1 protein-coding gene and 1 pseudogene are annotated in these 683 nt (G+C 58.9%); one reads left to right on the top strand and one right to left on the bottom strand.

Going from position 1 to position 683, the window contains the following annotated elements; all coding sequences use genetic code 11:
- A pseudogene (locus A9Z05_RS36635) lies at positions 1-132 on the bottom strand (efflux transporter periplasmic adaptor subunit); the annotation flags it as partial.
- Positions 133-530: 398 nt separating this feature from the next.
- Here A9Z05_RS36635 and A9Z05_RS38175 point away from each other — a divergent pair.
- On the top strand, positions 531-683 hold a 153-nt coding region (locus A9Z05_RS38175; protein WP_256122140.1), incomplete at its 3' end, for a TetR family transcriptional regulator.

The raw sequence follows: 683 nt of genomic DNA, 5'->3' as shown, positions 1-683 counted from the left end.
CGGCTGGACGGTGACGACGCCGACTTCCGGCGTTTGCGGCGGCGGTGCCGATTCTTTCTTCCCGCACGCGGCCAGGAAAACGGCGGCCGTCGCGACAGTGATTAAGCGGTATGTAACCCGTTCGAAGCGCATGGAGCGACCTCTGTGTATAACCAATGGAATGAGTGCCGCGCCCGAGCGGAGCGCAACACGGATGCGCCTCGCGGCGCTGATCGAACACCTGAATTACTGGACTACTGGATACAGCAAGTCGGCACGAGACCTCCATGCCGACGGGATGCCGCGAACTGCGGACAAGTACTAGGGCGGGAATCAGCAGAGTGGGATATTAACTGATTGCCACTTGGGTCATTCGATCGTAGGGTGGTATTGTATATACATTCACGAATGTATGTAAAAAGCCCGTTTGTACGCCACCGGCTGTCTAGTCTTACGAATTGTTACCGGAAGCAAGCATAGCCCGTCTGCATGACGGCGACGAGGGGTGGCGACCCTCTATTCACCGACGATCGATCCAATCAGGCCTGCACATGGTCAGACGTACCAAGGAGGAGGCGCTCGAGACGCGCAATCGCATTCTCGACGCCGCCGAACACGTGTTCTTCGAGAAAGGCGTGTCGCACACGTCGCTCGCGGACATCGCCAAGCACGCCGGCGTGACGCGCGGCGCGATCTACTGGCAT

This window comes from Burkholderia sp. A2 (genome assembly GCF_001729305.1).
In the GTDB taxonomy this organism is placed as follows: domain Bacteria; phylum Pseudomonadota; class Gammaproteobacteria; order Burkholderiales; family Burkholderiaceae; genus Burkholderia; species Burkholderia sola.
The sequence above is the reverse complement of the archived record's forward strand: the minus strand, read 5'-3'. Positions and strand labels throughout refer to the sequence as shown.